This is a genomic window from Citrobacter sp. 172116965, from assembly GCF_013458095.1.
GTDB classification, from domain to species: Bacteria; Pseudomonadota; Gammaproteobacteria; order Enterobacterales; family Enterobacteriaceae; genus Citrobacter; species Citrobacter braakii.
The window spans coordinates 3,949,302-3,971,620 of record NZ_CP046673.1 but is presented as its reverse complement, the minus strand read 5'-3'; the positions used below and the strand labels follow the sequence as shown (position 1 = coordinate 3,971,620).

The 22,319-nt window shown below is 52.5% G+C and carries 20 protein-coding genes and 5 tRNA genes; 15 read left to right on the top strand and 10 right to left on the bottom strand.

Features of this window, described 5'->3' with window-relative positions; all coding sequences use genetic code 11:
- Positions 1-72 precede the first annotated feature (72 nt).
- The 15 genes from mltB (at position 73) to luxS (ending at position 11,503) form a co-directional block, all read left to right on the top strand.
- Entirely contained in the window at positions 73-1,152 is a 1,080-nt protein-coding gene (gene mltB, locus GPJ68_RS19300; protein WP_032947148.1) for a lytic murein transglycosylase B, read from the top strand.
- Between the two features lie 191 nt (positions 1,153-1,343).
- Positions 1,344-1,841 carry a nicotinamide-nucleotide amidase gene (gene pncC / locus GPJ68_RS19295; protein WP_016154167.1) on the top strand — a complete coding sequence of 166 codons (498 nt, stop codon included), beginning with the start codon at positions 1,344-1,346 and terminating at the stop codon, positions 1,839-1,841.
- Positions 1,842-1,933: 92 nt separating this feature from the next.
- Positions 1,934-2,998: a recombinase RecA gene (gene recA, locus GPJ68_RS19290; RefSeq protein ID WP_016154166.1), complete on the top strand. Its 1,065-nt coding sequence runs from the start codon at positions 1,934-1,936 to the stop codon at positions 2,996-2,998.
- A gap of 69 nt (positions 2,999-3,067) precedes the next feature.
- Positions 3,068-3,568, top strand: a complete 501-nt coding sequence (gene recX, locus GPJ68_RS19285) for a recombination regulator RecX (RefSeq protein WP_016157307.1) — start codon at positions 3,068-3,070, stop codon at positions 3,566-3,568.
- Between the two features lie 128 nt (positions 3,569-3,696).
- Positions 3,697-6,324, top strand: a complete 2,628-nt coding sequence (gene alaS / locus GPJ68_RS19280; RefSeq protein ID WP_016157306.1) for an alanine--tRNA ligase — start codon at positions 3,697-3,699, stop codon at positions 6,322-6,324.
- Between the two features lie 238 nt (positions 6,325-6,562).
- Positions 6,563-6,748: a carbon storage regulator CsrA gene (gene csrA / locus GPJ68_RS19275; protein ID WP_000906486.1), complete on the top strand. Its 186-nt coding sequence runs from the start codon at positions 6,563-6,565 to the stop codon at positions 6,746-6,748.
- Between the two features lie 336 nt (positions 6,749-7,084).
- A tRNA-Ser gene (locus tag GPJ68_RS19270) sits at positions 7,085-7,177 on the top strand.
- 3 nt (positions 7,178-7,180) lie between these two features.
- A tRNA-Arg gene (locus tag GPJ68_RS19265) sits at positions 7,181-7,257 on the top strand.
- 91 nt (positions 7,258-7,348) lie between these two features.
- Positions 7,349-7,425, top strand: a tRNA-Arg gene (locus GPJ68_RS19260).
- Positions 7,426-7,617: 192 nt separating this feature from the next.
- Positions 7,618-7,694 (top strand) — tRNA-Arg (locus GPJ68_RS19255).
- A gap of 192 nt (positions 7,695-7,886) precedes the next feature.
- Positions 7,887-7,963 (top strand) — tRNA-Arg (locus tag GPJ68_RS19250).
- 249 nt (positions 7,964-8,212) lie between these two features.
- A complete protein-coding gene (gene yqaB / locus GPJ68_RS19245) occupies positions 8,213-8,779 on the top strand; it encodes a fructose-1-phosphate/6-phosphogluconate phosphatase (protein WP_104651278.1) in 567 nt (188 codons plus the stop codon).
- Positions 8,776-9,204 (top strand): YqaA family protein, encoded by a 429-nt coding sequence (locus GPJ68_RS19240; protein WP_003825961.1) that lies wholly within the window; start codon positions 8,776-8,778, stop codon positions 9,202-9,204. Before yqaB ends, GPJ68_RS19240 begins: the two co-directional genes overlap by 4 nt.
- A 77-nt stretch (positions 9,205-9,281) precedes the next feature.
- Positions 9,282-10,838, top strand: a complete 1,557-nt coding sequence (gene gshA / locus GPJ68_RS19235; RefSeq protein WP_016154161.1) for a glutamate--cysteine ligase — start codon at positions 9,282-9,284, stop codon at positions 10,836-10,838.
- A gap of 149 nt (positions 10,839-10,987) precedes the next feature.
- Entirely contained in the window at positions 10,988-11,503 is a 516-nt protein-coding gene (luxS, locus tag GPJ68_RS19230; protein WP_016154160.1) for an S-ribosylhomocysteine lyase, read from the top strand.
- A gap of 141 nt (positions 11,504-11,644) precedes the next feature.
- Here the strand turns inward: luxS and emrB are convergent, their stop codons facing one another.
- From emrB to nrdF, 10 genes are all read right to left on the bottom strand, one after another.
- Positions 11,645-13,183, bottom strand: a complete 1,539-nt coding sequence (emrB, locus tag GPJ68_RS19225; protein ID WP_016154159.1) for a multidrug efflux MFS transporter permease subunit EmrB — start codon at positions 13,181-13,183, stop codon at positions 11,645-11,647.
- A gap of 16 nt (positions 13,184-13,199) precedes the next feature.
- Positions 13,200-14,372 (bottom strand): multidrug efflux MFS transporter periplasmic adaptor subunit EmrA, encoded by a 1,173-nt coding sequence (gene emrA / locus GPJ68_RS19220; protein ID WP_049270942.1) that lies wholly within the window; start codon positions 14,370-14,372, stop codon positions 13,200-13,202.
- Positions 14,373-14,502: 130 nt separating this feature from the next.
- On the bottom strand, positions 14,503-15,033 hold the full coding sequence (gene emrR / locus GPJ68_RS19215; protein ID WP_003037300.1) for a multidrug efflux transporter EmrAB transcriptional repressor EmrR: 531 nt from the start codon (positions 15,031-15,033) through the stop codon (positions 14,503-14,505).
- Positions 15,034-15,123: 90 nt separating this feature from the next.
- Positions 15,124-15,459, bottom strand: a complete 336-nt coding sequence (ygaH, locus tag GPJ68_RS19210; RefSeq protein WP_016154157.1) for an L-valine transporter subunit YgaH — start codon at positions 15,457-15,459, stop codon at positions 15,124-15,126.
- Positions 15,449-16,186 carry an AzlC family ABC transporter permease gene (locus tag GPJ68_RS19205; RefSeq protein WP_049270944.1) on the bottom strand — a complete coding sequence of 246 codons (738 nt, stop codon included), beginning with the start codon at positions 16,184-16,186 and terminating at the stop codon, positions 15,449-15,451. The genes ygaH and GPJ68_RS19205 overlap by 11 nt, the downstream gene beginning before the upstream one ends.
- 122 nt (positions 16,187-16,308) lie before the next feature.
- Positions 16,309-17,493 (bottom strand): MFS transporter, encoded by a 1,185-nt coding sequence (locus GPJ68_RS19200; RefSeq protein WP_047358817.1) that lies wholly within the window; start codon positions 17,491-17,493, stop codon positions 16,309-16,311.
- A gap of 179 nt (positions 17,494-17,672) precedes the next feature.
- Entirely contained in the window at positions 17,673-18,668 is a 996-nt protein-coding gene (proX, locus tag GPJ68_RS19195) for a glycine betaine/L-proline ABC transporter substrate-binding protein ProX (protein WP_016154154.1), read from the bottom strand.
- 68 nt (positions 18,669-18,736) lie between these two features.
- Positions 18,737-19,801: a glycine betaine/L-proline ABC transporter permease ProW gene (gene proW, locus GPJ68_RS19190; RefSeq protein ID WP_016157302.1), complete on the bottom strand. Its 1,065-nt coding sequence runs from the start codon at positions 19,799-19,801 to the stop codon at positions 18,737-18,739.
- Positions 19,794-20,996, bottom strand: a complete 1,203-nt coding sequence (gene proV / locus GPJ68_RS19185) for a glycine betaine/L-proline ABC transporter ATP-binding protein ProV (protein WP_016157301.1) — start codon at positions 20,994-20,996, stop codon at positions 19,794-19,796. Before proV ends, proW begins: the two co-directional genes overlap by 8 nt.
- Positions 20,997-21,350: 354 nt before the next feature.
- Entirely contained in the window at positions 21,351-22,310 is a 960-nt protein-coding gene (nrdF, locus tag GPJ68_RS19180; protein WP_016157300.1) for a class 1b ribonucleoside-diphosphate reductase subunit beta, read from the bottom strand.
- Positions 22,311-22,319: the final 9 nt, after the last annotated feature.

Below are 22,319 nucleotides of genomic sequence, written 5' to 3'. Positions count from 1 at the left end.
TACTGCTTCCTTGTGTGGCGGAGGATGCTTTACCATACTTCTCCCAGGCTGAATTTGTTTAATGGATGTCTCATGTTCAAGCGTCGTTATGTAGCGTTACTTCCCCTTTTCGTATTGCTTGCTGCTTGTAGCAGCAAACCTAAACCTTCAGAGACTCAAACGACTACGGGTACGCCATCCGGCGGCTTCCTGCTTGAGCCACAGCACAATGTCATGCAAACGGGCGGCGATTTTGCCAATAATCCGAACGCGCAGCAGTTCATCGAGAAAATGGTGAACAAGCACGGCTTTGACCGCCAGCAGTTGCAGGAGATCCTGTCGCAGGCCAAGCGTCTGGACTCGGTATTGCGTTTGATGGACCGCCAGGCGCCGACGACTCAACCGCCAGCCGGACCTAACGGTGCATGGCTGCGGTATCGTAAACAGTTCATCACTCCGGATAACGTACAAAACGGTGTGGCCTTCTGGAACCAATATGAAGATGCGCTGAACCGTGCATGGCAGGTCTACGGCGTACCGCCGGAAATTATCGTTGGCATTATTGGCGTAGAGACTCGCTGGGGCCGTGTGATGGGTAAAACGCGGATTCTGGATGCGCTGGCGACGTTGTCGTTTAACTATCCTCGTCGTGCGGAATATTTCTCTGGTGAACTGGAAACCTTTCTGCTGATGGCGCGAGATGAAAGCGACGATCCGCTCGATTTGAAAGGTTCTTTCGCAGGGGCGATGGGCTACGGCCAATTTATGCCATCTTCCTATAAACAATATGCCGTTGATTTCAATGGCGATGGTCACATTAACCTGTGGGATCCGGTTGATGCTATCGGTAGCGTGGCGAACTATTTCAAAGGCCACGGCTGGGTGAAAGGCGATACGGTCGCGGTTCCGGCGAATGGCCAGGCGCCTGGGCTGGCGAACGGCTTTAAAACCCAGTACAGCATTTCTCAGCTTGCCGCCGCAGGCCTGACGCCGCAGCAGTCTCTGGGTAATCATCAGCAGGCCAGCCTGCTGCGACTGGATATCGGTACCGGTTATCAGTATTGGTATGGACTGCCAAACTTCTACACCATCACCCGCTATAACCACAGTACCCACTATGCAATGGCCGTGTGGCAATTGGGTCAGGCGGTCGCGCTGGCGCGCGTGCAGTAATCATTTGTTATCGGTCTACAGGGGCAATTCCTTGTAGACCGAATACGCTATCCTGGTGCGTTATCCGGTACTCTTTTGAATGCGGTTTATCTATTTTCTGAATGCCCCTCGTAAAATTGTCTCCTCATCCCCATCTTGGTTATGAAAGTGCTATCTTGTCCGGCATATTTTTTTAACTGACAGAGGCTGAAATGACCGACAGTGAACTGATGCAGTTAAGCGAGCAGGTTGGCCTGGCGTTGAAAGCGCGCGGGGCAACCGTGACGACGGCGGAATCCTGCACCGGCGGCTGGGTAGCCAAAGCAATTACGGATATTGCCGGCAGCTCCGCCTGGTTTGAGCGCGGGTTTGTGACCTACAGCAATGAAGCCAAAGCGCAGATGATTGGCGTGCGCGAAGAGACGCTGGTCCAGCATGGGGCGGTGAGCGAACCTGTGGTGGTGGAGATGGCGATTGGCGCGCTAAAAGCGGCCCGCGCGCATTTCGCTGTTTCGATTAGCGGTATTGCGGGGCCAGATGGCGGCAGTGAAGAAAAGCCCGTGGGGACGGTATGGTTCGCTTTTGCCAGCGCGAGCGGCGAGGGGATTACTCGCCGGGAATGCTTCAGCGGCGATCGCGATGCGGTACGTCGACAGGCGACCGCCTACGCGTTACAAACCCTGTGGCAACAATTTCTACAAAATACTTGATACTGTATGAGCATACAGTATAATTGCCCCAACAGAACATTATCTATCACGTTTCGCGGTTTAACCCGAAAGCGGCATGACAGGAGTAATTAATGGCTATCGACGAAAACAAACAGAAAGCGTTGGCGGCAGCGCTGGGTCAGATCGAAAAGCAATTCGGTAAAGGCTCCATCATGCGCCTGGGTGAAGACCGTTCCATGGATGTGGAAACCATCTCCACCGGTTCGCTTTCTCTGGATATCGCATTGGGCGCGGGCGGTTTGCCAATGGGCCGTATCGTTGAAATCTACGGGCCTGAATCTTCCGGTAAAACGACGCTGACCCTGCAGGTTATTGCTGCCGCACAGCGCGAAGGTAAAACCTGTGCGTTCATCGATGCGGAACACGCACTGGATCCCGTCTATGCGCGCAAGCTTGGCGTTGATATCGACAACCTGCTGTGCTCTCAGCCGGATACCGGTGAACAAGCGCTGGAAATCTGTGATGCGCTGGCGCGCTCCGGTGCGGTTGACGTTATCGTTGTCGACTCCGTTGCCGCATTGACGCCGAAGGCCGAAATCGAAGGCGAGATTGGTGACTCTCACATGGGCCTTGCGGCACGTATGATGAGCCAGGCCATGCGTAAGCTGGCCGGTAACCTGAAGCAGTCCAACACGCTACTGATTTTCATTAACCAGATCCGTATGAAGATTGGCGTTATGTTCGGTAACCCGGAAACCACTACCGGTGGTAACGCCCTGAAATTCTATGCTTCTGTTCGCCTGGATATCCGTCGTATTGGCGCGGTGAAAGAAGGCGACAACGTGGTTGGTAGCGAAACCCGTGTTAAGGTCGTGAAAAACAAAATTGCCGCACCGTTCAAACAGGCTGAATTCCAGATTCTTTACGGTGAAGGTATCAACTTCTACGGCGAACTGGTTGATTTGGGCGTGAAAGAGAAGCTGATTGAAAAAGCCGGCGCATGGTACAGCTACAACGGTGAGAAAATTGGTCAGGGTAAAGCGAATGCCACTAACTGGCTGAAGGAAAACCCGGCAACGGCGAAGGAAATTGAGAAGAAAGTACGCGAGTTACTGCTCAATAACCCGGATTCAAAACCAGACTTCTCTGTTGATGACAGCGGTGAAGATGTAAAAGAAACGAACGAAGATTTCTGATAATCTGACGTTATCGCACATAGAAGGGCTGCATACCATGCAGCCCTTTTCCATTTCTGAAGGCTCACTATGACAGAAGCAACTTCCCGCCGCTCCGCTTATTCCCGACTTCTTGACCGCGCTGTACGTATACTGGCGATGCGTGATCACAGCGAGCAGGAACTGCGGCGTAAGCTGGCCGCTCCGGTGATGGGAAAAAATGGACCGGAAGACATTGATGCAACGCCGGAGGATTACGACAAGGTTATCGCCTGGTGTATTGAAAGTCGTTATCTGGATGATGACCGCTTCGTTCAGCAGTTTATCTCCAGCCGTAGCCGTAAAGGTTATGGACCCGCGCGCGTGCGTCAGGAATTAAACCAAAAAGGGATTTCGCGTGAAGCCGTTGAACGAGCCATGCGCGAGTGCGAAATTGACTGGGCAGGGCTTGCGCGCGCGCAAGCCATTCGTAAATACGGAGAACCTTTACCTGTAGATTTTTCAGATAAGGTAAAGGTCCAGCGCTTTTTGCTCTACCGTGGCTATCTGATGGAAGATATTCAGGCAATATGGCGAAATTTTGACGATTGAGCGCATACGGGATTTTACTTCCCAGTAAAGAAAACTTATCTTATTCCCACTTTTCGATTGCCAGAGGCGCAGTTTACGTGCCGATGCTGGTAATGACATTTCGTTAGCTTGATTTCTTCAGGATAATTATGAGCAAGAGCACCGCTGAGATCCGTCAGGCGTTTCTCGATTTTTTCCATAGTAAAGGACATCAGGTAGTTGCCAGCAGCTCCCTGGTACCGAACAATGACCCTACTTTGTTGTTTACCAACGCCGGGATGAACCAGTTCAAGGATGTGTTCCTTGGCCTCGACAAGCGTAATTATTCCCGCGCAACCACCTCGCAGCGTTGCGTGCGTGCGGGCGGTAAGCACAACGACCTGGAAAACGTCGGTTACACTGCACGTCACCATACTTTCTTCGAAATGCTGGGCAACTTCAGCTTCGGCGATTATTTCAAACATGATGCTATTCAATACGCATGGGAACTGCTGACCGGTGAAAACTGGTTTGCCCTGCCAAAAGAGCGTCTGTGGGTCACCGTCTATGAAACTGACGATGAAGCCTATGAAATCTGGGAAAAAGAAGTCGGCATTCCGCGCGAACGTATCATCCGTATCGGTGATAACAAAGGCGCGGCTTATGCTTCCGACAACTTCTGGCAGATGGGTGATACCGGCCCTTGCGGTCCGTGCACCGAAATTTTCTACGACCACGGCGACCACATTTGGGGTGGCCCTCCGGGAAGCGCAGAAGAAGATGGCGATCGCTACATTGAGATCTGGAACATCGTCTTCATGCAGTTCAACCGTCAGGCTGACGGCACCATGGAACCGCTGCCGAAGCCGTCCGTGGATACTGGTATGGGCCTTGAGCGTATTGCGGCCGTGCTGCAACACGTTAACTCCAATTATGAAATCGACCTGTTCCGTTCACTGATTGAGTCCGTGGCGAAAGTCACCGGCGCGACCGATCTGAGCAACAAGTCGCTGCGCGTTATCGCTGACCATATCCGCTCCTGTGCATTCCTGATTGCCGATGGCGTTGTCCCGTCGAATGAAAACCGTGGTTATGTGCTGCGTCGTATCATTCGTCGCGCGGTACGTCATGGCAACATGCTGGGCGCGAAGGATACCTTCTTCTACAAGCTGGTTGGTCCGCTGGTGGACGTCATGGGCTCCGCAGGTGAAGAACTGAAGCGTCAGCAGGCTATGGTTGAGCAGGTTCTGAAAACCGAAGAAGAGCAGTTTGCGCGTACACTGGAGCGTGGTCTGGCGCTGCTGGATGAAGAACTGGCAAAACTGTCCGGTGATACACTGGATGGCGAAACCGCATTCCGTCTGTATGACACTTACGGTTTCCCGGTTGACCTGACGGCGGACGTTTGCCGCGAGCGCAACATTAAGGTTGACGAGGCGGGCTTTGAAGCCGCAATGGAAGAACAGCGCCGTCGCGCGCGTGAAGCCAGCGGCTTTGGCGCAGACTACAATGCGATGATTCGTGTTGATGGCGCCTCTGAATTTAAAGGCTACGAACACCTGGAACTGAATGGCAAAGTGACCGCGCTGTTTGTTGATGGTAAAGCGGTAGACGCGATTAACGCAGGTCAGGACGCAGTTGTCGTACTGGATCAGACTCCGTTCTATGCGGAATCTGGTGGTCAGGTTGGCGACAAGGGTGAACTGAAAGGCGCAGGCTTCGCGTTTGCCGTGAGCGACACGCAGAAATATGGCCAGGCGATTGGTCACATTGGTAAGCTGTCTGCGGGTTCTCTGAAAATTGGCGATGCAGTACAGGCTGATGTTGATGAAGCTCGTCGTGCGCGCATTCGCTTGAACCACTCCGCAACGCACCTGATGCACGCGGCGCTGCGCCAGGTACTGGGCACGCATGTGGCACAGAAAGGCTCGTTGGTTAACGATAAAGTGCTGCGCTTCGACTTCTCTCATACTGAAGCTATGAAGCCTGCTGAAATCCGTGCCGTTGAAGATCTGGTGAATGCGCAAATTCGTCGCAATCTGCCGATTGAAACGAACATCATGGATCTCGAAGCGGCGAAAGCCAAAGGCGCAATGGCGCTGTTTGGCGAGAAATATGACGACCACGTGCGTGTTCTGAGCATGGGTGATTTCTCTACCGAACTGTGTGGTGGTACTCATGCCAGCCGTACGGGGGATATTGGTCTGTTCCGTATTGTGTCTGAGTCAGGCACTGCGGCGGGCGTTCGTCGTATTGAAGCTGTGACCGGTGAAGGCGCTATCCAAACCGTGCATGCTGAGAGCGATCGCTTAAGCGATATTGCGCAGCTGCTGAAAGGCGATAGCCAGAATATTGGTGACAAAGTTCGTTCCGTGCTGGAGCGTACGCGTCAACTCGAAAAAGAATTGCAGCAATTGAAGGAACAGGCTGCGGCGCAGGAGAGTGCAAATCTCTCCAGCAAAGCGGTTGATATTAATGGCGTGAAGCTGCTGGTCAGCGAACTCGCGGACGTTGAGCCGAAAATGTTGCGTACCATGGTTGATGATCTGAAAAATCAACTGGGGTCTACCGTTATCGTTCTGGCAACGGTAGTGGAAGGTAAGGTTTCTCTGATTGCGGGTGTGTCTAAGGACGTGACAGATCGCGTGAAAGCAGGGGAACTGGTTGGAATGGTCGCTCAGCAGGTAGGCGGTAAGGGTGGTGGTCGTCCGGACATGGCGCAAGCCGGTGGTACGGATGCTGCGGCTCTGCCAGCAGCGTTAGCCAGTGTGAAAGGCTGGGTCAGCGCAAAACTGTAATAATTATAAGCGTAAGTCGACGCTGCGGACTTCAATCCGCAGCGTTTGTATCAACGCTATCGACAACGATAAAGTCAGGTTGAAGTTGTGTATATCGGCTAAACTTAGGTTTAACAGAATGTGATGCCGTGACTGCTTACACTTAGGTGTTTGTCATCGCTTACTTTTTGGCGTTATATGATGGATAATGCCGGGATACAGAGAGACCCGACTCTTTTAATCTTTCAAGGAGCAAAGAATGCTGATTCTGACTCGTCGAGTTGGTGAGACCCTCATGATAGGCGATGAGGTCACCGTGACAGTTTTAGGGGTGAAGGGCAACCAGGTGCGCATTGGCGTAAACGCCCCGAAAGAAGTTTCTGTCCATCGTGAAGAGATCTACCAGCGTATCCAGGCTGAAAAATCCCAGCAGTCCAGTTACTAAGGTTTTCGCGTCTCACCTTTCTGGTGAGGCGCAACCTGATTGAATTATCCCTTTTCTTCTCTTTTCTTCTTCGTTTTCCTCATTTTTTCGATTCTCATCCGCGCATTGCCTTTCCCTGCGATTTTTCCGTTTGTTCATTGCTTCAGGAAATTGCCAATTTATCTGTTGATAAAACACTCTTTTTGCCGTTTTTGCAGACTAATTGCGCGTGAAATGTGCAAACGATAAAAGCGCTGGAAAAATTGTTTGACTTATAAGTCCCAGAAAGTAATATGTGCGCCACGCAGCGACGATGAGCAGAAACAAGTTCTTCGAAGCACTCGCAAGAGGCGTGTTGGTGAGGTGGCCGAGAGGCTGAAGGCGCTCCCCTGCTAAGGGAGTATGCGGTCAAAAGCTGCATCCGGGGTTCGAATCCCCGCCTCACCGCCATTTGCATCCGTAGCTCAGCTGGATAGAGTACTCGGCTACGAACCGAGCGGTCGGAGGTTCGAATCCTCCCGGATGCACCATCTTCTCTGCAATAGCGCATTAGCGTTGTTACAGAAAATCGATATCACTTTAGCAGCGATATCAAATCTGCAGTAAGTAAGTTTCCCTGATGCATCCGTAGCTCAGCTGGATAGAGTACTCGGCTACGAACCGAGCGGTCGGAGGTTCGAATCCTCCCGGATGCACCATCTTCTCCGAGATAACAGCAAAACTGTTGTTTCATGGTCTGCGAGATAATCGCGAGCACCAGGGAGGATAACGTTGCTTCAGCAACGGCCCACAGGGCGAGGCGCAGCCGAGTAATCCTCCCGGATGCACCATCTCTTACTTGATATCGCTCATTACGATATCAATATCGGCAGTAAAGCAAGTTTCCCGATGCATCCGTAGCTCAGCTGGATAGAGTACTCGGCTACGAACCGAGCGGTCGGAGGTTCGAATCCTCCCGGATGCACCATCTTCTCCGAGATAACAGTAAAACTGTTGTTTCATGGTCTGCGAGATAATCGCGAGCACCAAGGAGGATAACGTTGCTTCAGCAACGGCCCGCAGGGCGAGGCGCAGCCGAGTAATCCTCCCGGATGCACCATCTCTTACTTGATATCGCTCATTACGATATCAATATCGGCAGTAAAGCAAGTTTCTCGATGCATCCGTAGCTCAGCTGGATAGAGTACTCGGCTACGAACCGAGCGGTCGGAGGTTCGAATCCTCCCGGATGCACCATCTTCTCCGAGATAACAGCAACACTGTTGTTTCATGGTCTGCGAGATAATCGCGAGCACCAGGGAGGATAACGTTGCTTCAGCAACGGCCCCAGGGCGAGGCGCAGCCGAGTAATCCTCCCGGATGCACCATCTTCTCTCCTTTGAATCATTTCCACATACTCCCGGAACACCCCTTAATTCGCTGTCAGCGACAAAATCAATCAATTACGATAAAATAACGTCTGGTCATTCGGCTTGTGAGAAGACGATGTACGAACGTTATGCGGGTTTGATTTTTGATATGGATGGCACCATCCTGGATACCGAGCCAACGCACCGTAAGGCGTGGCATGAGGTATTGGGGCATTATGGATTACGTTTTAATGAACAAGCCATGGTCGCCCTCAATGGCTCCCCAACGTGGCGTATTGCCCAGTCGGTAATTGAATTGAATCATGCCGATCTTGACCCTCATGCATTGGCGCGTGAAAAAACCGACAAGGTGAGAAGCATGCTGCTGGATAGCGTCCAGCCTTTGCCATTGGTTGACGTCGTGAAAGCCTGGCATGGTCGTCGTCCTATGTCGGTAGGTACGGGGAGTGAAAGCGCGATTGCGGAAGCTCTGCTCGCACACCTTGGGCTGCGTCGCTATTTTGATGCTGTAGTCGCAGCCGATCACGTACAACACCATAAACCTGCTCCTGATACGTTTTTGCTCTGTGCCGAACGTATGGGTGTTGCTCCGGCGCGCTGTGTCGTATTTGAAGATGCCGATTTTGGACTGCAGGCGGCGCAAGCCGCAGGAATGGATGCTGTGGATGTCCGGTTATTGTGAGTGATGGACTATCGCTCCTGTCACTGTTTGCCAGCAGTTTTCTCAGCGCTACGCTATTACCCGGCAATTCTGAAGTTGTTTTAGTTGCTTTGCTGGTCTCTGGGGTAAGTCATCCCTGGGTCTTAGTCTTAACAGCAACAATGGGTAATAGCCTTGGAGGGTTAACTAACGTTATCCTTGGGCGTTTCTTTCCATTGCGTAAAACATCGCGCTGGCAAGAAAAAGCCACTGGCTGGCTGCGGCGCTATGGCGCTGTCACACTATTATTAAGCTGGATGCCGGTTGTGGGTGATTTACTGTGCCTGTTAGCTGGATGGATGCGCATCTCGTGGGGGCCAGTACTTTTTTTCTTATGCCTTGGCAAGGCGCTGCGCTATGTAGTTGTCGCAGCGGTTACGACGCAAGGCATTATGTGGTGGCACTAATTGTGTTGTGAGATAGCCTTCAGGGTAACCAATACCATTATGCTAATTAAAACGATTTTGACAGGCGGGAGGTCAATTTGATCCCGGACGTATCACAGGCGCTGGCCTGGCTGGAAAACCATCCTCAGGCGTTAAAGGGGATTCAACGTGGGCTGGAGCGCGAAACGCTGCGCGTTAATGCAGATGGGTCATTAGCAACGACAGGCCATCCTGAGGTGTTAGGCTCAGCGCTAACGCATAAATGGATAACCACTGACTTTGCCGAAGCGCTGCTGGAGTTTATTACGCCTCCAGGCGACGACATTGAGAAAATGCTCACGTTCATGCGCGACCTGCATCGGTATACCGCCAGGAATCTGGGCGACGAGCGTATGTGGCCGTTGAGCATGCCTTGCTATATTGCCGAAGGCCAGGATATCGAACTGGCGCAGTACGGTACGTCGAATACCGGTCGTCTGAAAACGCTGTACCGTGAAGGCCTCAAAAACCGTTACGGCGCGTTGATGCAGACTATCTCCGGCGTACACTACAATTTCTCATTGCCGATGGCTTTCTGGCAGGCGAAATGTGGCGTAACGGACGGCGAAGATGCTAAAGAGAAGATCTCCGCGGGTTACTTCCGTCTGATCCGCAACTACTACCGTTTTGGTTGGGTGATCCCGTATCTGTTTGGCGCCTCTCCGGCCATTTGTTCCTCTTTCCTGCAAGGAAAACCGACAACCCTGCCGTTTGAAAAAACCGACTGTGGGATGTATTACCTGCCGTATGCGACGTCGCTGCGTCTGAGTGATTTGGGCTATACCAATAAGTCGCAAAGCAATCTCGGAATTACGTTTAACGATTTGCATGAGTATGTGGCAGGATTAAAGCGCGCGATTAAAACCCCTTCCGAGGAGTACGCGGCGATCGGTCTGGAGAAGGACGGTAAGCGTCTGCAAATCAACAGCAACGTTCTGCAGATTGAAAATGAGCTGTATGCGCCTATTCGCCCGAAACGCGTCACTCGTCGTGGCGAAACGCCTTCTGACGCGCTTCTGCGTGGCGGTATTGAGTACATCGAAGTTCGTTCACTGGATATCAACCCGTTCTCACCGATCGGCGTGGACGAGCAGCAGGTGCGTTTCCTCGATCTGTTTATGGTCTGGTGTGCGCTGGCCGATGCCCCGGAAATGAGCAGCGATGAATTGCTGTGTACGCGTAAAAACTGGAATCGTGTGATTCTTGAAGGTCGTAAGCCTGGGCTGACGTTAGGTATTGGCTGTGAAACAGCCCAGTTCCCGCTGCCTAAGGTAGGGAAAGATCTGTTCCGTGATCTGAAACGCGTGGCACAAACGCTGGACAGCATCGATGGGGGAGAGGAGTATCAAAAGGTCTGTGATGAACTGGTTGCCTGTTTTGACAACCCAGAACTGACTTTCTCTGCCCGCATCCTACGGTCTATGATTGATGAAGGCATTGGCGGCACGGGTAAAGCGCTGGGTGAGGCTTACCGAAATCTGCTGCGTGAAGAGCCGTTAGAAATATTGCAGGAAGCGGAATTTATTGCTGAAACCGAGGCTTCAAAGCGTCGTCAGCAGGAGATCGAAGCGGCTGATACTGAGCCGTTTAGCGTGTGGCTGGAAAAGCACGCTTGATACAAAAGAAAAAGGCCACTCGGGAGTGGCCAAAATTTCATCTCTGAAAACAGGGATGATGATAACAAATGCGCGTCTTTCATATACTCAGACTCGCCCCGGAACAAAGAGTTCAGATTATTTTCAAAAAATTTATCGGAGGTGGCTAAATGCCGTTGTTAGATAGTTTTACTGTCGATCACACCCGGATGGAAGCTCCCGCGGTCCGGGTTGCAAAAACGATGAACACCCCGCATGGCGACGCAATCACCGTGTTTGATCTGCGTTTCTGCATTCCGAACAAAGAAGTGATGCCTGAGAAAGGTATCCACACGCTGGAACATCTGTTTGCAGGTTTTATGCGTAACCATCTCAACGGCAACGGCGTGGAGATTATCGATATCTCTCCGATGGGATGCCGCACTGGCTTTTACATGAGCCTGATTGGTACGCCAGACGAGCAGCGTGTTGCCGACGCGTGGAAAGCGGCGATGGCGGACGTGCTGAAAGTGCAGGATCAAAACCAGATCCCGGAGCTGAACGTTTACCAGTGTGGCACGTATCAGATGCACTCTCTTAGCGAAGCACAGGATATCGCACGTCATATTCTGGAGCATGATGTACGCGTTAACAGCAATGAAGAGCTGGCGCTGCCGAAAGAGAAACTGCAGGAACTGCATATTTAGTCATACTGATTAGTTGTTCCAGTATTTAAATTAACCTCGGCTTATAACCGGGGTTTTTTATTGCCTCCCCTCAACCATATCCCTGGGAGGTGGTTTACGGGGACAATAAAAAGGGATCCGCAGATCCCTTTTATCAGCTATTTAGTGCGCGCCACCGCCGCCGCCGCCCGCACCGAAGGGCGGTTTGGCAAACCACACCAGGCCAAGCAAGACCAGGAAGATCCCCGCCGACATCCAGAAGATTTCGTTGGCGGAAATAATCAGCCCCTGATTGGTGATCTGCTGGGCTATCCAGCCTGACGCTTGCTGATGCGTCATCCCTAAATCCTGCAGCTTATCGTACATTGCCTGCGCGTTTGGATTGTAGGGATTAACGGATTCCGTTAACTGCGCATGGTGAAGTGACTCACGGTTAGTCCACATCGTCGTCGTAATTGATGTGCCAATAGAGCCGGCCAGCGTTCGCGTAAAGTTCGACAAACTTGATGCCGCGGCCAGACGCTCAGGCGGTAAGCCGGACAGCGTGATAGTCGTCAGCGGCATAAAGAAGCAGGCTACCGCGAAACCCTGAATAAACTGTGGCCAGGCCGATGCGCCAAAGTCCATACCCGGTTCGAACGTCCACGCACGCCAGTAGAAACAGACGGCGTACATAATAAAACTGAACGTAACTAACCGACGCATATCAAGCTTGTGCGCGAAGCGGCCGATAATCGGCGATAAGATCACCGGAATCACCCCAACCGGCGCTGACGCCAGACCGGCCCAGGTTGCCGTATAGCCGTATACCTCCTGCAACAGCTGCGGCAGCAGGACGATTGCGCCGAAGTAGAGCATATAGGCCAGACTGATACACAGACAGCCGATGGTAAAGTTGCGCGACTTAAACAGCGAGAGGTCGACAATGGGGTGCTCGTCGGTAAGCTCCCAGACGATCAGGAAGCTGATGGCGACAACGGCGACCACCGTCAGGATGATAATCTCCTGAGAGGCGAACCAGTCCAGCTCTTTGCCGCGGTCGAGCATAATCTGCAAACTGCCGATACCAATGACCAGCAGGGCCAGACCAATGGCATCGATGCGCCGCTGCTCGGTTTTGGTTTCCCGACCGCGCAGGGTTTGCAGAGTCATCAATACCACCGCAGCACCGATTGGCACGTTGATGAAAAATATCCAGCCCCAGTGATAGTTGTCGCTGATATAGCCCCCAAGAATAGGGCCGCATATCGGGGCAACAATCACCGTCATCGACCATAGCGCCAGAGCGATAGAACGTTTGGCGGGAGGATAGTTATTCAGCAACAAGCTTTGTGACAGCGGAATTAATGGCCCGGCGACAATCCCCTGGATTACGCGGAAGAAAATCAGCATGTTCAGGCTGGTGGACATCCCGCATGCCCATGACGCAATGACGAAGGCGATAGTTGACCACATGAATAGCCTTACTTCGCCAAAACGCTTTGCCAGCCAGCCGGTGATCGGAATCGAGATAGCGTTCGCCACCCCGAATGAGGTGATCACCCAGGTTCCCTGGCTCAGTGAAGAGCCGAGGTTCCCGGCGATAGTGGGGATCGCCACGTTAGCAATGGTGGAGTCCAGCACCTGCATGAATGTCGCCAGGGACAGCGCGATCGTCATAATGACGAGCTGCGCGCCTTCCAGCGGTTTTTGCTGTTGCATCACACGCACCTTTGAATTAGCCCGCGTTGGCCTGCACGATCTCTTCGATCATCTTATTGACCGGAGCAAGGTTGATTTCCCGTGCATTACTTTCTGATACCGGCGTGGTGCGAACCTGGCTTGCCAGAATTTGTCCGTCACGATTTGAGGTATCTACCGTAACCAGCGTAGATAAACCGATACGCAGCGGATGCTGCGCCAACTGCTTTGCATCCAGTTCAATACGCACTGGTAGACGCTGGACGACTTTGATCCAGTTACCCGTCGCATTTTGTGCTGGCAGCAGGGAAAAGGCGCTGCCCGTACCCATATCCAGCCCGACAACCTTACCGGTATATTTCACGTCATCGCCGTAAATATCACTGATAACGGTCGCCGGTTGACCGATACGCATGTGCGCGAGCTGTGTTTCTTTGAAGTTGGCATCCACCCACAGGTTAGTGGCTGGAACAACCGCCATCAGCGGCGTGGTCGGGCTAATTTGCGCTCCCGGCTGCACGGAACGACGGGAAACATAGCCAGTCATTGGGCTGACGATTCTGGTTCGTTCCAGCGCCAGCCAGGCATTGCGCACTTCAGTGGCCGCCTGTTGCACGGCGGGCTGGTCTTCCAGCTTACTGCCGAGAATCATCGCCTGGTTGGCATTATATTGTTGGATAGCGACATCAAGCTGAGCCTGAGCGCTGGCGACGGCATCACGCGCATGTTGCAGCTCTTCGCGGCCAATCAGGTTGGCGTTGCCCAGCGGGACACGGCGATTAAAGTCGCTTTGTGCCTGCGCCAGCGCGGTTCTCTGCACTTCAATGCTTGCCTGTAACTGCTTGCTATTGATCATCAACTGGTGCGTCTGACGCACGCTGGAAGCCAGCGCAGTTTTGGCTTTTTCAAATGCCTGCTTTGCGTCCGTCTGGTCGAGGGTGACCAGCACATCGCCTTGTTTTACAAAGTCAGTGTTATCAGCCCAGACTTTCGTCACGCTGCCTGATACCTGCGCCATGATTTGAACCTGGTTCCCTGCCACGTACGCATCGTCTGTCTCTTCGACATGACGCAGTACTAAAAACCAATAAATCCCATATGCCACGGCAATAATAATAAAGAGCAAGGTCAGAAGGAGCAGCATACTTTTACGTTTGCCATTCTTCTTGACCGGTTGCTGCGGGGTTTGAGTCTCCGCATTTACGCTCATGTTGTTCTCCACGATCTTCTTTTTTTTCACATCGGCTGAGCCGACCTGTTTATCAGACAGGCCAGCAGTATGCGTGCTGGCCTGTCGGTTTTTTCATTTATAAATCTGGATTTCTGAGCGAGTCGGCGCGTTAGCGCAACGCTTCTAATACCGCGCCATCCTGCTCCATCTGGTCAAGACGGGTCAGAAGTTTACGGGTAATTTGCTCAAGCTGATCTTTTTCGGTGGTGCTGAGAGATGACCAAAGCTGATGCAGGCAGTTATGCTGAGGCGGTAACACCTCTTGCAAAAATGCGTGGCCTTTCTCGGTCAATTGCAGATGCAGACAGCGGCGATCGTTATCGCTTTCGCGACGTTCGATCCAGCCACGTTTTTCTAACTCATCCGCAATGCGGGTTGCGTTAGTGCGTGACGAGCCAAGCGCGCAACTCAGTTCAGAAGGCTGAATACTGTGGTTTTCCTGAGACTCCAGCGTAATCAACGCCATAAACAATGTCTCGTTAATCCCTTGAGCTTTCAGCATCTTATTGCGGTTTTCCAGCAGCTTGCCCTGCATGTGCATGCATAGACGAGTCAGAAGCACTTCCTGATAAGGGAACTCTTCGTAGCGGCTGGCGCGAAATTTTAGCATTTGTTCAATGGGCGTAAACGAACTATCCATTTGGGTATAACCTCATTAATTTCAGCCGATATAGTAACGACAGTGACAAATAAAGTAAATGTATTATTTATTTAAAATGATTGTTTTTATCTATAAGACAATCAGCATTTTCCAGGCTAATCCATAGCCCAGAGCACTCAGTAAGGTTGGAATGATGATGCTGCGGGTCTTATAGAAGCTTGCGCCCAGTATGACAAACCCCACCAGCGTAGGCACGAACCGACGAGAATCGTGCATCACTTCTGGCGCGGTAGACACCACCAACAGGGCGCAAATTGATGCAATGCCAATGGTGTCGAGTAATATGCCCGTCGCGCCGCGCTTCGTCGGGCGAACATTCCCCACTCCAAGACGGAGCGGCAAATAACGAAAACAGTAGTTAACGCAGCCGACCAACAGGCCAAGCAGCAGGACCTCATAGCTCATCGGGACCTCCCTGCCAAAATGACTGGATAAGAGCCGTCAGACATCCGCAGACAATGCCTGCAAGGATGGCGGCAGGAATGGAAAACAGCATGACGCCAGCCAGCGCGCCGGCCAGTGCTGCAGTCACACAAAGTGCTTGTTGACGCTGGAAAGAGGCGAGCAGGAAGCTCATGAACAGCGCAGGGAGCATGAAGCCCAACGCCGCTTCAACTGCCGGGTAATCCTTGAGTAAACCACTGCCGGAAAACGCGCCGATCACCGTGCCAAACACCCAGGAGGCCCAGGAGCATAGCGCAATGCCGCTCATCCAGTTTTCACTCCAGCGCCGGTTATCCCGTACCAGCTTCGCCGTGGCGGCGGCAAAGACTTCATCGGTGAGGCCAAAGGCCCACAGCGCGCTTTTGGGTTTACTTAGTCGCTGGGCGATTCGGCTACGCAGGGAAGGTCCGTACAAAACATGGCGTACATCCATGGCCATGACGGTCAGCGCGGCGACCCACAAAGAACTGCCTGCGGCGAGCATTGTGGTGATGACAAACTGGCTGGCTCCCGCATAGATAATGCAGGAGAAAAACACGCTTTCAACCGGAGTAAAGCCAAGGCGAGTGGCATTGAGACCAAATGCAAAAGCGACCGGAATATAGCTGATGACTATTGGCAGGCTGTCTTTGAATCCTTCAGTTAGCGTCGCAGAACTGGGTTCAGACTGGGATATCGGGCTTTCCATAGGGTTATAGGTTTCATTACCGAAATTAATATAACTTGGTTCAATGAGTTATAACCTTAGCAGACTGATGGGCTCCTTAACACCCTGCGGAGCCCAATCAGCGGTAAACATACGCTATATGCTTAATTTACGGCTTCCTGACGGTGATATCCTCGCCACCAGACCAACAGGTTGAGTAGGGCAACGGTCGTACCGGCCAGACAAACGCCAGCCCAACCGGCATGCTGCCAGGCGGAGGCCGAAATCAGCGAACCAGCAGCCCCGCCAATAAAATAGCTGGTCATGTATCCGGCGGTCAGGCGATTACGCGCGTCCGGATGAATGCGATAGATAACCGTCTGGTTGGTGATATGTACACCCTGAACGGTGAGGTCCAGGACCAGGATACCGATAATCAGCATTGGCACGGAACTATGCCCTAACCAGATAGCCCACCAGGAGAGCAGCAGTAATAACAGACCTGTGGTCGTGGTGAGATGTGATTTTCCCTTATCGGCAAAACCACCTGCCGGACGCGCGCCTAACGCCCCTGCGGCCCCTGCCAGGCCAAACAGCCCGATCGTTCCTTCGGAGTAGTTAAACGGCGGCGCGGCGAGCAAAAACGCCATAGAGGTCCAGAGAATACTGAAATTGGCAAAGGTCAGGCAGCCCAGCATCGCGCGGGTACGCAGCAATTTATCATGGATAAACAGGCTGAATACGGAGCCTAACAGTTGCGGATAGTTGAGATGAGTATCTGATTTCATCTTCGGCAGACCGCGCCACAGCGCAATCGCCATCAGCGCCATTAATATCGATGCGACCCAAAATACGGTGCGCCAGCCGCCAAGATTGGCCAGTAATCCCGCCACGGTGCGCGCCAGCAGGATACCCAGCAGCAGGCCGCTCATAATGGTGCCGACAACTTTACCGCGCTTATCCGGCGTGGCAAGCGTCGCCGCCAGCGGAACCAGAATCTGTGCCACTACCGAGAACAACCCGGTCAGGGCGGTGCCGAGGATCAGCATGCCCAGCGACTGGCTACTGGCGGTAATAAGCATGCCGCCTGCCGCTAACAGCGTCATGGAGACGATCAGCATCCGACGTTCAAACATATCGCCAAGTGGTACTAAAAACAGCAGGCCGGCGGCATAGCCGAGCTGGGCCGCGGTGACGATAAAGCCAGCGGTGCTGGCCGATAGCGAAAAGTTACGTGCGATAGTGTCGAGCAGCGGCTGCGCGTAATAGTTACTGGCGACGGCGAGGCCGGTGGCGATAGACATTAACAGGATCAGCGAAGGGCTAAGTCCCTGAGTGGTTTTCGTCATGGTTTTCAACTGAAAAATGGGTTGCAGAAAACAATCATAACGTAAGTGATTAAATGTTGCTGATTTGTTGGGTGATGGATTGTGCGGTTGGGAGGAGGGCGTGTAGGCCGGATAAGGCGCATCGCGCCACCATCCGGCATTGGTGTGATGGCGCTAGGCTTATCAGACCTACGAGGGGGTTATTTTTGCGCAGCCAGCGCTTCTTTCACCCAGCCATCAAACTGTTGCTGGTGGGCTTTGATCCAGCCGTCAACGTGACCCTGCACGTCGGCTTCAGATGCTTTCCCGTCGTGCATCATCGCGTTCTGCGCGTTGATATCCGCCAGCGGCAGCTTCATGACGGCAAACAGTTTCGCCGCAGCCGGGTTTTTCTCCGCCCAGGCTTTGTTGGCGACGATATGCATAGTGTTCACCGGGAAGCCGTAGTTGGCGCCGTTTGGCAGCTTGGTATCAATGTCTTTCTGCTCGCCTGGCAGGGAAGAGAACGGCACCTGCAACCAGACCACATCTTTACCCGGTTTCATTACGTCGCTCACCCAGTACGGTGTCCAGGTGTAGTAAAGAATGGGTTTGCCTTCTTTAAAGCGGGTAATGGTGTCAGCCATCATCGCCGCATAGTTACCGTGGCTGACCTCGACGGTTTTTTCCAGATCGAAGGCTTTGTTCTGGTGGTTGATCACCGCTTCGCAGCCCCAGCCCGGCGAGCAGCCCATCATGTCTGCTTTTCCGTCGCCGTTGGTGTCAAAGATTTTGGCGATCTTCGGATCTTTTAACTGGGCAATGTTGGTGATTTTATACTGCTCAGCGGTTTTTTTATCGATCAGATAACCTTGCGCGGCACCCGTAACGAATACCCCCTCGCGATAGAACTTTTTGTCTCCGCCCGCTGCGGCATACATATCATCATGCAGCGGCTGCCAGTTCACAGCGGTAAAAGTTGCATCGCCAGAGGCAATGGAGGTATAGCCGACGTTGTAGTCAACTTCGCTTGTTTTGTTAACGGTATAACCCAGTTTCTCCAGCGCACGGGCGACCAGTTGCGTCTGGAAGGATTCTTCAGAGATAGTGCTCTGGATTGGCTGTACAGTGATGCCTTTGCCTGGCAGATCGGCAGCGAAAGTGCTGGTGGAGACAAGGGTGGCAAACGCTGTGGCAATAATGACGTTCTGTCGCATCGTTGTTCCTTAATTATTGGAGGGACGTATAGGCCCGGTAAGCAATACGCCACCGGGCAGCGGGTGAATTACTTCGTGAATGGGCGAGTGATAAGCCCAACGGGACCGGTGGTGTACCAGCGACGGTTGCCACGGCTACGGGCGTCGCGACCGACAGCCTGCGTCAGGCGGTCGAGAATGATGGCGAGGATCACGATCCCAACTCCGCCGACGGTGGCAAGCCCCATATCCAGACGACCGATTCCGCGCAGAACCATCTGACCCAGTCCGCCGACGGCGATCATCGACGCGATGACGACCATTGAGAGCGCCAGCATCAGCGTCTGGTTGACCCCGGCCATAATGGTAGGCATCGCCAGCGGGAGCTGGACTTTAAACAGCATCTGGCGCGGGCTGGCGCCAAATGAGCGCGAGGCTTCAATCAAGTCGGCTGGCACCTGGTTAATCCCCAGAATGGTCAGACGCACGATTGGCGGCAGGGCGAAGATAATCGTCACCACCACGCCCGGGACGTTGCCGATACCAAACAGCATGACGATCGGCACCAGATAGACGAACGCAGGTGTGGTTTGCATGGCGTCCAGCAGCGGACGAACAATTTTTGCCGCCCGTGGACTGCGCGCCAACCAGATCCCCATCGGTAGACCGATCACCACGCAGAACAGCAGCGCGGTTAGTACCAGCGCCAGGGTGATCATGGCCTGCGACCACGCGCCGATGGCCCCGATTGCAATCAATGAAATCAGCGTAGCAACGCCCATTCCAACGCCGGAAATCTGCCAGGCAATCAGAGCGAACAGGATAATCGCCACCGGGGCAGGCATACCCAACAGAAGCTGCTGGAAGCCGTTCAGAATATAATCCACCGGGACTCGAATGCCCTGGAAGACCGGACGGAAATGGGTAACGACCCAGTCGATCCCTTCTGTGACCCAGCTATCCAGCGGGATCAGCGTTTTATGGAACGGATCCATAATATTGAAATGCTCTGGCGCCGGCGCGGGTGCGCTGGTCAGCCAGTCTGCGCCACCGCCGTCAGCTGGCGCGCCTGATGGCGTACTCCAGGCATCGGCGGTTTGTGCGGCACTGTCGGCCGCTGGTGTGGTATCCCACGGATTGGTTTGATCAGCCATTGTTTGCCCCCTCACGATCTAAAGCCTGTAACAGCATGCGTTTTGAAATGATGCCCACATACTGTTGTTCCTCATCAACAACCGGCACCGCGCACGGGGCCTGGCCGACATGAGAAAGCAACTCGCTGAGAGGAGTTTGCGCATCCACGGCTAACGGCTCATCGATCAATGCCGCTTCAATACCTTGCGCCTGACTTAATGCTGTTTTTAAAGAGTCGATAGAGACAACGCCGACGAATTTATTGCCGCGCTCGATCACGTAACCATATTCGCGATCTTTGTCCTGCAATAATTGCAGCGCTGAACGTGGACCGACCCCGGGCGTTTTACGAATTAAACCTTCAGGGCTACGACGTGAAATATCCTTGGCACTAAAGACCTGGCTAATATCAACGCCGCGGAAGAAGGTGCGTACATAATCATTGGCCGGATTATTCAGGATTTCATCTGGCGTGCCGACCTGGACCACTTCACCGTTTTGCATAATGGCAATTCTGTCGCCAATACGCATAGCTTCGTCGAGATCGTGGGAAATAAAGACCACGGTACGTTGATGTTTCGCCTGTAGTTTTACCAGTTCATCCTGCATCTCGGTACGAATTAACGGATCGAGGGCAGAAAAGGCCTCATCCATTAATAAGATGTCAGGGTTAATGGCTAATGCACGGGCGAGGCCCACACGCTGGCGCATCCCTCCGGAAAGTTCATCCGGGTATCCGTGAGCATAATTCTCCAGACCAACCTGACGCAGCGCATCTAACGCTTTTTCACGACGTTCATCCGCGCCAACACCGGCTAATTCCATGCCGAATGCCGTATTGTCCAGGACCGTCATGTGCGGCATCAGGGCAAAGGACTGGAAAACCATCGCAATCTTTTTTCTGCGCACCTCGCGAAGCTCTGCATCGGATATCCGGGCGATGTCTACGCCGTCAATCAATACTTGCCCGCGGGTGGGTTCAATCAGGCGATTGAGAAGGCGTACCATTGTGGATTTACCCGAACCGGATAATCCCATGATGACAAATATCTCGCCTTCTTCAATGGCCAGACTGGCGTTCTTAACGCCAAGCGATAGCCCTGTTTTATCCAGAATCTGCTCTTTTGAAAGTCCTTTTTCAATATATTTGAAGGCTCTCTGCGGATGCTCTCCAAATATCTTATAGAGATTTTTAACTTCTAATTTAATTGCCATGCAATAGAATGATTCCTGTTATTTGTTTATATCGATATATTACCTGATGGAAATAGTGACCTTTTTCTACCCTAACATACTGAGAATCTGAGACAACCCTGAATTTGTTTGTGGCACGAATATTGCTGAAGGCCATGTGGCGGGACTTCCCGTGATATAAGGGCTGAGCGCGAATGTGAATGGGGTAATATTTTTTGTAAATGGCAATGAAAAGTCGCCTGAATTGCTGAAATGCAGGCGAATAATGCGTCTGATATTGAGTGTAGATCACACAATTATATTTGCACGACAAAAGTGTGATCCTGTTAAAATATTTCCGCGAAAAATGTACGGTATTTCCCGCAGAAATGAGTGCTAGAAATTCCAGTCGTCGTCTTCGGTTTCGACTGCTTTTCCCATCACGTATGATGAGCCGGAACCCGAGAAGAAATCGTGGTTTTCGTCAGCGTTGGGCGACAGCGCGGCAAGGATTGCCGGGTTAACCTCCGCCATTTCTGGCGGGAATAATGCCTCATACCCCAAATTCATTAATGCCTTATTGGCGTTGTAGCAAAGGAAGGCTTTGACGTCATCCACCCAGCCGGTTTCTGCATACAATTCTTCTGTATAACGCGCTTCGTTATCATACAATTCCATCAGCAGGTCGAGGGCAAAATTCTTTAACTCCTCGCGTGCGGATTCAGAAATGTGCTCCAGACCTTTTTGATATTTATAACCAATGTAATACCCGTGAACGGCTTCATCACGAATGATCAGACGAATGAGATCGGCGGTATTGGTCAGTTTTCCGCGGCTGGAGAAATACATTGGCAACCAGAAGCCGGAATAGAACAGGAAGGATTCCAGAAACACGCTGGCAATTTTTTTCTTCAACGGTTCGTCGCTGGCGTAATGTGTCAAAATGATCTGTGCCTTGCGCTGGAGTGGGGTATTTTCTTCACTCCACGCGTAAGCCGCATCCACGTCTTTGGTCTGGCAAAGAGTGGAGAAAATTGAGCTGTACGAACGGGCGTGCACCGCTTCCATAAAGCTGATATTCGATAGCACCGCCTCTTCATGCGGCGTTAACGAATCGGCCATCAATGCTGGTGCACCGGCTATGTTCTGAATAGTGTCGAGCAGCGTCAGCCCGGTAAAAACGCGGATAGTCAGCTGCTGTTCGGCGGCGTTCAACGTTTGCCAGGCCGGGATATCGTTGGAGAGCGGGACCTTTTCCGGTAGCCAGAAGTTACTGGTCAGGCGATTCCAAACCTCGAGATCTTTATCATCCTCAATCTTGTTCCAGTTGATGGCACTCACGCGGGATAATGTCATGTTGTCCTC